Raw genomic sequence first — 9,001 nt, 5'->3', positions numbered from 1 at the left:
CCGGCGCTCACGCGGATCGGCCGCCTTGCGCCCGGGTGCTTGCGACTGCAAACCCTCCAAACCATGCTCGGTCTGCTGCTTGCGCCAAGCAGAAAGCTGGGCGGCATAGAGGCCATTGCGGCGCAGCCAGGCCCCCTGCTCGCCGTGAGCAAGGGCGTCGGCTTGGGCCAGAAGGCGCAACTTCTCAGGCGCACTGAAGCGGCGCCGTGTCCGCTTTTCCAGTTGCGGATCGGGAGCAATCTCGGCCGTGGTGGGTGAATCAGGGGACATCGGTGTACTCCAGCAGCGGAGCCCATTTGTTATAGATAAAAAACGAGGGTAGCTGTTGGGTCGCATGTTGACACGTAGGGACAGCTCCGCCACCGTTCGCTGGATAGAAGCGCAGCATTGCGTGCTGCGACCCCAGCTTGATGACCGCGACTGCGACCAGCACCAACGTATCGTAGTACCCAAGGATTCCGTACTGGGCATTGTCAAGGAATCGCGTCAGCACAGGGAAGGAAACAAGTCCCGCCATGACCACCAAAGCATTGGCCAAGGAATACCTGAAGTAGTGCTTGGCAACACCAGTGCGACCTGTCGCCACGCGCCTATTGCCCAGGCGATCCACTACATCGGCCCTGGCGGGTCGGAGGCCAATCATGGAGCGGACAACCTTTGCAAGGTTGCCCACTAACGCGGCGCCCATGTCATCATGCCCCCGCGGCTCCTTCGATGAATACACGCTGCGCCGCGCCATCGAGGTTTCCGACGGCATCGAGCAACTCCAAGCCGTCAGCTCGGTTGTACGTGTGACATCGCTCGATCCCCGGAACCCAAGATGGATCGAGCCTTGATATGCTCCGCTCGCGATAGCACGATGGCGACAATTCAAGCACCTCGTTGAACACGACAGCCGATCCATAGCATCTGCTGCAGTCCTGCGCTGGCCTTATCAGCCGACCATTGTGTTCGAATAGCCGGCCTGCGCACCTGGCGGATCGCACGTCGCTCACCACAGGATTGGCCGGATGCGGGATGAACGGGCCGGCAAGACTGTCACTTACGAACAGGAATAGCTCATCCCAATCGCTGCCGCCGTTCTCAACAACATTGGCGAACAGGTACCAGCATCCGTTGTGATAGTGCATTGTAGGATCAGCGCAAAAATAGCCGACGAGCAGGTCAGTTCGCCTGCTCCAGCGGAATGGGAACTCCTGCGCCTGGTACAGGCTTATTCTCCGCGCCTCCCCGGACTCCACCGTCATGTACCACTGCCCTTCCCAAAGAAATGGCTGCGGATATGACAGGTGACCAGGTTCGTCCAGTACCACACCAAGCTTCTTGGCCACCTTTTTGTCAATCAGCTCCAAGCACGTGATCACGCCACGCTTGCACGACGAAGTAACCTCCTCCACGAACAGGTAGCGATGTCCGTTGTACTTGACCGCGCACGGGTCAGCCCAGTATCCGCCATCCGGTGCGACCAGAAACGTTGGAAGATCAACAGTTGGAGCATGAGGATCCAAGGGTGTTACGTCGTTGCGAACCGCGACGACCCAAGGTGGCTTTCTGCTTCGTCTCGCCCAAAGCTTCCTTGCCAAGTTGGCCATCGACAGAGTGGCCAGCCAAATCGACAAGCCGAATCCAAGCGGATCCTCACTTCCTGCCAGGCGGAGCGTCTCAACCTTTCCGGTTGATCGATGGCCGCCATGAGCCACATGACGTAACCCGCGCAATAGCAATGTCTGGAGTTTGCCGCCCCCCCGCGCCACCTGACGCTTCGGCCAGCCAAACTGCGTCGAAAATGCACTTCTGGCCAGGCAGATCGGAGGTACTCCATCGCTGACGAGCTGGAGCTCGATCACGGTGGCTGTTTCGCCTCGCAACATCGGCGACATCAGTGATTCAGGCGGATTCCGCAAGTCGACCAGCGAAGGATCAAGCCACCAACAGAGTTGACCTGGCTGGCCCGCAAGCCTGTTTGCCAAGGCCCTTGGCCCGATCGCCAGCAATACATCCGCACCACTTGCGTCGAACTCTTTACCAGCAGCATGGACCGACACTTCGATCCATTTTTCCGCGTCAGTGAGATCAATGAACCCAGCTATCCATCGTGGCATATCGGCGGCCAGCACCACTTTGAGCTTGATCGGCCGAGCAGCATCATGCGGCTCAAGGTACAACTGTCTCAGAGGGGATGGATCGCCAACAGGATCGCTCCCACTCATGTCACATTCCGTCACGCTGTTCACGTCAATCCGCTCCCGGTTTCAGGGATCGACGCCAGCCATGCCTCTACAGTGTCAACCAGGCGACGCCGGTATACCCCTGCGTAAAACAAGTGATCGCAGTCTGGCCAGTGCTGCAATGTCACTCTTGGATCCGAACAACTGGCCCCAAATACCCATCTGAACTGGCGCGAATGACGGAATGTGTTCTTGTGGCCGCCAGTGTAGATCCACAGTGAATGAACCCCACGATCCATTACGCCCGAGAACTGGCGCCGCGCCACCTCGAGTGAAGGCCAATCGCGGTCGTCGTCGGGGTTTCCACTTTGATTCTTTACACGCAGAGCCCATCGCCGCAACATGCCAATGCCATCATGGGGAATCATTCCCAGTGTTTTGGTTAACTTCGCCCAATAGAACCACGGCCCGCGGAAGCAAATTCCATCCAGCATCAACATCGCGACCACGCGCTCGTCTTCAATGGCGGCAGTCCAAGCCAGGTCAGCCGCGCTGCATAGGCCGCCAACCGCGAATATCTTGCATCCATGATGTGTGGCCAGGTGCTCAATGGCTGCCAAGATCGCGTCCTTCGCATCAACATTGTCTATTCTCGGTGCTTCGCCTACGCCAGGGACGTCAAAGCGAAACGTGCGTATCCCGCTCGTGGCGAGCCGGTTGGCGAGGTCGACGTGCAGCCGGAAGGGGCCGGTGCGTGGCAACAATCCCGCGCTCGGCAACACCAGCGTCATGGGAGAAATGACATCTTGACTACCGCTCAGCACGCCAACCAGACGCCCATTCGGTCCAAACTGGATAATCTTGCTCTGGGTCAAAGTTCCTCCAAAAGTGCGCGTCCCAGACACTTCACGACACGCTCAACAGGAGGTGACAGGAACATCGTCGAGTCAATTCCGCCGAATTCCGGCGCTCCATCCGGCAATGTGAAATGACGGTCCCACTCATCCGACACGTGTTGTTCGGAGGAACGAAGTATTGCCCACATGGGTAACGATGGCCTCCACTCGCTCAGAGAGAGGGTGGCGTCCGCTAGATCAAGACGCAGTCGGTCTGACAAAGCGAACCCCAGCAAATGACCGTCGCCCTGGAACGCACCATTGGTCAGTCGGTACTTATACGGCCTCCTGGCCAACCTTTCGCTGTGGTCTTGCCGCCTGAGGTGCTCCAACCATGCGGCCCCGTCAACCACGGGCTCCCACATCAAGACCGCACGCGGCATTGCTCCTGCCTTAAGCCAACGAAATACCGGCAGCGACGCTGCCCGCCACGCAAGCACGACGACATTGCCCGCTCCAGCAAGCGACCTGAGCGCCGCTTCGGCGTGCCAGATGTCGACCTGCAGCGAGTCCAGGCTCACCGCATCGGCGTGTCCCGAAGAATCCCCTGTCCCTATGTAATCGAAGCGAAGGCATGGAAGCCCCATCTCGGCGAGACAGCCCGCAACCTCTGTAACGAAACGCCTGCTTCTTTCTATCTCGTGCAAGAGCGGCGGAACAAACACGATAGCTGGACCACGCGAAACCTCCGGCCTATGGAACGCCGCATACCGTCCATGGGTCGAGATGCCTATCCAATGGGGTTCCCAGGATCCAATACCCATCACGTCCGCCATCGATGCCCTGCGCCATCCCCGCAGCGGATGGGTCGATCTTGACCATTGCATCTTCCATACCCTGAAACGCGCTGCGGATAGGCGGACGGCCATGGCTCCCCGCCCCCTGTAAGCGAAGAGCGCTTGAGTCACAGCCCAAACAGGCGATGCAGCCCTTTTACGATGCGCTTGCCCATACTTTCGTCCTTCGCGACGCTGCCGTTTTTCAACGGAAGATCGGCAGCAATCTGCGCCAACGTATCGGTCCCGAGGCGGATGAGTTTGATGCGAACGCCCGTATCCCTATGGACCCGATTCACCATCTGGACCGCCAGCATCGAATGCCCGCCGATCTCGAAAAAGTTGTTATCTGCACCGACGGGCGAGCCGAGCAACTCCGACCACACAGTGGTCAGGTAGCTGGCGCGCGGGTCCATCTCGTCCCGCCTGGAACCGCCTACCTTGGTTTGAACGGCGGCGTCGGGCCGAGTCGCCGGTGCCGGCAGTGCATGCCGGTCCAACTTGCCATTGGGCAACAGCGGCAGTGCGTCGAGCACGATGAAGTGCTGCGGAACCATGTAGACGGGCAGCACCTCGCGCAGGCGCGTGCGCAAGTTCGACTCGACGATGTTCGTCCCGGCCTTGGCAACCAGATAGGCCACCAGACGGCAGTCGTTGGTCCGATCCTCACGAACCACCACGACCGCTCTCGCCACGCCTTCGTACGCGACGAGGGCTGCCTCGATCTCGCCGGGCTCGATCCGGAATCCGCGGACCTTCACTTGATGGTCGAGCCGGCCAAGGTGCTCTAGATTGCCATCGATGCGCCACCGTCCCCGGTCGCCGGTTCGATAGAGTTTGGGCGGCGGCAGTCGCGCGTCGCGTGGGCGCCGCGCATGGTCGGAAAAGCGATCCTCGACAAAGCGCTCGTCGGTGAGTTCTTTGCGCCCCCAGTACCCCAGCGTTACGCCATCGCCACCAATGCAGATCTCCCCCGACACGCCGCGCGGACAAAGCTGGCCATTGGGATCGATGACCCACACGCTGGTGTTGGCCGTCGGCCGCCCGATGTGGATGCCCGTACCAGCGCCTTGCGAGACCCGCGCAACTGTCGACCAAACGGTCGTTTCAGTCGGCCCGTACATGTTCCAGAGCGCGCGGCACCGCGGAAGCAGCTGATCGGCCAGGTCCCTCGCCAACGCTTCACCGCCGCACAATGCGGTCAAGCCTTGGCTTCCCTCCCAGCCGGCATCCAGCAGCATCCGCCACGTCGAAGGGGTGGCCTGCAACACGGTTGCCCCCGTCTGCTTCAGCATGGCAAGCAGGGCCGCGCCGTCCGTCGCGACGTCGCGACTAGCCATCACGACCTCCGCGCCTACACTCAGTGGCAGGAGCAGTTCCAGCACCGCGATGTCGAACGAAAGCGTGGTCACGGCCAGCAGGCGATCGCTGGCGGACATCCCTGGCTCGCGCTGCATGCCGGCGATGAAGTTCGCCACGGCGCGATGGGGAACCTGCACCCCTTTTGGCCGACCGGTCGACCCCGAGGTATAGATGACGTACGCCACGTCCTCGGCCGCGATACCCCCCTCGCCGCGCGCGCAACGGGCGCTGGACGCCGCGGCCATATCCGACGCAAGGACATCCAGTGCGAGCACGGGCCGACCGCGCAGGTCGAAGTTTGCGGCGTACTTCCGCGTGGTGACCAGCGCCGCCAGACCGGCGTCGGCAACCATGTAGGCCAAGCGTTCGGATGGAAACTGCGGATCGAGTGGCACGTAACCGGCCCCTGCCTTGAGTACCCCCAGCAGCGCCGCCAGCATCTCACCGCCGCGGTCCAGGGCAATGCCGACCAAGGTGCCGCGGCGCACGCCGTGCGCCCTTAGCAGGCTGGCGATCCGGTTCGCCCGGGCTTCGAGCCCGCGATAGTCGAGGACGCCCTCCTGGCTACGCACCGCAATGCGATCCGGCTCGCGATCGCATTGCCGCTCAAAGTGCTCATGCATGCGCAGCTCACGATCGAACCCGGTCGATTCTGGCTGCAACGATGCAAGCTGTGAGAAAGCTGCGGCGTCGACCGTCGGCAGGCTGCCGATCGCGTCACCGCCATGTTCGACGGCCGCACGCAGCAGCGCCTCGTACGCGCACAGCCAGCCGCGAATGGTGTCGCCGTCGAACAGGTCCCGGTTGTACTGGCACTCGACGCGCAATCCGCTCGACGTGGGCAGCACATTGACGAACATCTCGAACGGATCGAAGCTGCGCGGGTTGCTGTCCAGATCCATCTCAAGCCCTGGGAACGAAGACAGCTCACCCTCCACCGGCTGGTCGATGTTGAACATGACGGCCGCCAGCGGAACCCTGGACGGATCGCGCTTGATCCGCAACTTTTTCAGCAGTGCGCCAAACGCATAGCTTTGATGTTCCAGCGCATCGATCAACATGGCCTGGGCGTCGCCCAGCGCATCCACAAAACGCTTGTCCGGGTCGACGTCAAAGCGAAGCGGGAGGAAATTGGCGCAGTGTCCAACCAGGCCATCCAGGCCGCTCACTGGCTGATTGGCGGCGGGAATCCCTACCACGATGTCGCGCTGACCGGTGATTTTCGCCAACCAGCAGGCAAACCCCGTCAGCAGCGTCGTGAACAAGCTACCACCTTGTTCGGCCCCAAACCGTTTGATGTCCTTCATCAACGGCACGTCGATGACATGGTCCGCCCAAGCAGACGCAAAGCTGCGCACTGCCGGCCTCGGGCGGTCGGTCGGGAATTCGAGCACCGTAACGTCCGAGGCAAAGCGATCAAGCCAGTAAGTCTCATCCTCGGCGTAAGCGTCCATGGCACGCCGATCGGCTTCGGCCAGAGCGTAGTCGCCATACGACGGCGCAGCGGGCAATGCATGGCCATCGATGCCACACCGTCGGCCATACAGCGCGCCGAGCTCACGAACCAGCACCAACCTGGACCAGCCGTCACAGACAATATGGTGCGAACTGATCAGCAAGACATGCTCGTCGGCAGCCAGGTACAGCAGTTCCGCGCGGAACAGCGGTCCCTGGGAAAGGGCGAAGGGAGTTTCCACGGACAGCCGGATGCGCTCGGCCAGTACTGCCTTGCGATCGGCATCGTCCATCGCCTCCAATGCGATTTCGATCAATGGCACGTCCAAGCGCTCAACCAGGCACAGCGTCTCGCCGTCGGGACCAATGGTGGCGCGCAGTGCATCGTGGCGTTGCACCAAGTCCTGCAGCGCGCCCCTGAGCGCCTCCACGTCCAGGCGCCCGCGAAACCGCAGCGTCAGTGAAATGTTGAATGACAGTGACGCCTCGCGGTGCAACTGGTCGGCCAGCCAGATCTCCTGCTGCGACTCGGTCGTCGGCACGACCCTGGGTTCTCCGCCAGCGAATCGGGCGTAATCCACCCGGTCTCGGGCGTCGATATCGGCGACGTTGGCGATTGTCATGCCCCACCTTCAGGCGCCAGCGTCGTCCAACATGGACGAAATATCGCATCCGGACGCCGCCGCACCTGAGCGGCGAACCGAGCAGCCAGCCCCGGGGTCCTGGAGAACAGTTCCGTCATGTCCGATGGCCTTTACTTCCACAGTCCTCTGGCGCGTGCCGGAGACCGCTCTGGACCACCTCGACGGCCACGCAGCGGGCGGACGGTTCCATGTTCAGGACTGCTCGCCCCACGTCGCTCCCCGAACCCACGGCGATCACGCCGCCTCTTTGTGAGGACCAACGTGTCGCCGCGGCCCATTCGGCCAGTCCGACCAACCCCTGCGCTTCAGCGCGAACCCCGCCTGAACAGCACGGCTTCCACCGTCTGCAGCATGATCATCAGGTCGAAGACGAGGTTGTGGTTCTTCACGTAGAACAGGTCGAATGTCAGTCGATCAGCCTGGTCCTGTACCGATGCGCCATACAGGCAACGGACCTGGGCCAGTCCGGTGAGCCCGGGTTTGACGCTGTGGCGGACGTTGTAATACCTGACCTCATCGCTCAGAACCTTGACAAACTGCGGCCGCTCCGGGCGCGGTCCGACAAAGCTCATCTGGCCGCACAGCACGTTGAACAGCTGCGGCAGCTCATCGATATGGGTGGTCCGGATGAACGTGCCGACCCGGGTCCTGCGATCGTCATCCCGCTGGCACCAGCGCGCAACTCCGTCCTGCTCCGCGTCCGCTCGCATGCTCCTGAACTTGAGCATCTCGAAGTGCTGGCCATCGGCGCCCACCCGGGTCTGCCGGTACAGGATCGGAAGCCCCGACTCCCACCAGATGCACAGCGCGACCAGCAGCATGACCGGCCAGGCCACCAGCAACAGCAGGCATGCCACGGCGAGGTCGAAGAACCGCTTGCTGAGCCGGCGCATCACCGAGTGGTCGAATCCGCCGGAAAATACCAACCAGGACGGATCGACAATGTCCAGTTTGACCACGCCGCACTCACGCTCGAACAGCGTCGACAGATCGGTGACCCTGATCCCTCGCTGGGCACAGACCAGCAGGTCCTCCATCGGCAGACCACCACGGCGCTCGTCGATGGCGACCACGATTTCATCCACGTGCAGCAACCGCGTCAGCTCCGGTAGTCCGAAGTCGGTGGCCAGCAACAGCTGCTCCGGCACCATCGTTGGCTGATCGGGCACCGGAAGGAACCCCACCAACACGAAGGTCTGACGGTCGGTGCGGCGACGCAGCCGGTGGTTGATTGTGTCCGCGCTGTGCCCAGCGCCAAGCACGATCACCCGCCGTTTGAACACATCTGCCCGAAACAGCCTGAGCCAGGCAATCCGCAGGACGATCACACCGAAAAACGCCATCACCATCGCCATGGCGAAGATCGAGCGGCCTACGTACGTTTGCGGAATCGCGTAGTACAGGGCCAACAGTCCCATCCCGCCAAAGCCGAACGACATCAACAGGCGCAGGAAGAAATCCATGCGATTGTGTCGCAGGTGGACCTGGTAGAGGCCAAAGGCGGCCATCGACACCGTAATCAGAATCGGCATCGGAACGATACGCAGCAGCCCCTCCTGCAGGAAGCTCGCATAACTGTCCGGTGACTCGATCAACCGGATCTTAGCCGCAACCATTACGGCGGCGGCAATCAGAGCCAACTCCACCATCCACAACAACAAGACGGCATAACTTTTCCGGCTGGTGGACAAGGCCTTCAC

6 protein-coding genes are annotated in these 9,001 nt (G+C 61.6%); all 6 read right to left on the bottom strand.

From position 1 onward, the window contains the following. The coding region (locus IP93_RS15695) for a transposase (RefSeq protein WP_158636359.1) at positions 1 to 270 on the bottom strand (270 nt) is incomplete at its 3' end. After that, the gene (locus IP93_RS13855; protein ID WP_158636358.1) at positions 260 to 757 is read right to left on the bottom strand and encodes a lipopolysaccharide biosynthesis protein; all 498 of its coding nucleotides are present in this window, start codon (positions 755 to 757) and stop codon (positions 260 to 262) included. The genes IP93_RS15695 and IP93_RS13855, both read right to left, overlap by 11 nt. Further along, positions 693 to 2,210 carry a glucosamine inositolphosphorylceramide transferase family protein gene (locus IP93_RS15690; RefSeq protein ID WP_158636357.1) on the bottom strand — a complete coding sequence of 506 codons (1,518 nt, stop codon included), beginning with the start codon at positions 2,208 to 2,210 and terminating at the stop codon, positions 693 to 695. Before IP93_RS15690 ends, IP93_RS13855 begins: the two co-directional genes overlap by 65 nt. Before the next feature lie 20 nt (positions 2,211 to 2,230). Then, on the bottom strand, positions 2,231 to 3,043 hold the full coding sequence (locus IP93_RS13850; RefSeq protein WP_144816683.1) for a hypothetical protein: 813 nt from the start codon (positions 3,041 to 3,043) through the stop codon (positions 2,231 to 2,233). Between the two features lie 925 nt (positions 3,044 to 3,968). Beyond that, positions 3,969 to 7,280 (bottom strand): non-ribosomal peptide synthetase, encoded by a 3,312-nt coding sequence (locus tag IP93_RS13845; protein ID WP_144816681.1) that lies wholly within the window; start codon positions 7,278 to 7,280, stop codon positions 3,969 to 3,971. Between the two features lie 326 nt (positions 7,281 to 7,606). Continuing rightward, entirely contained in the window at positions 7,607 to 9,001 is a 1,395-nt protein-coding gene (locus tag IP93_RS13840) for a TIGR03013 family XrtA/PEP-CTERM system glycosyltransferase (protein ID WP_242006871.1), read from the bottom strand.

The organism is Aerolutibacter ruishenii, from assembly GCF_007830115.1.
GTDB classification, from domain to species: Bacteria; Pseudomonadota; Gammaproteobacteria; order Xanthomonadales; family Xanthomonadaceae; genus Aerolutibacter; species Aerolutibacter ruishenii.
This window is presented reverse-complemented; position numbering and strand designations above follow the sequence as displayed.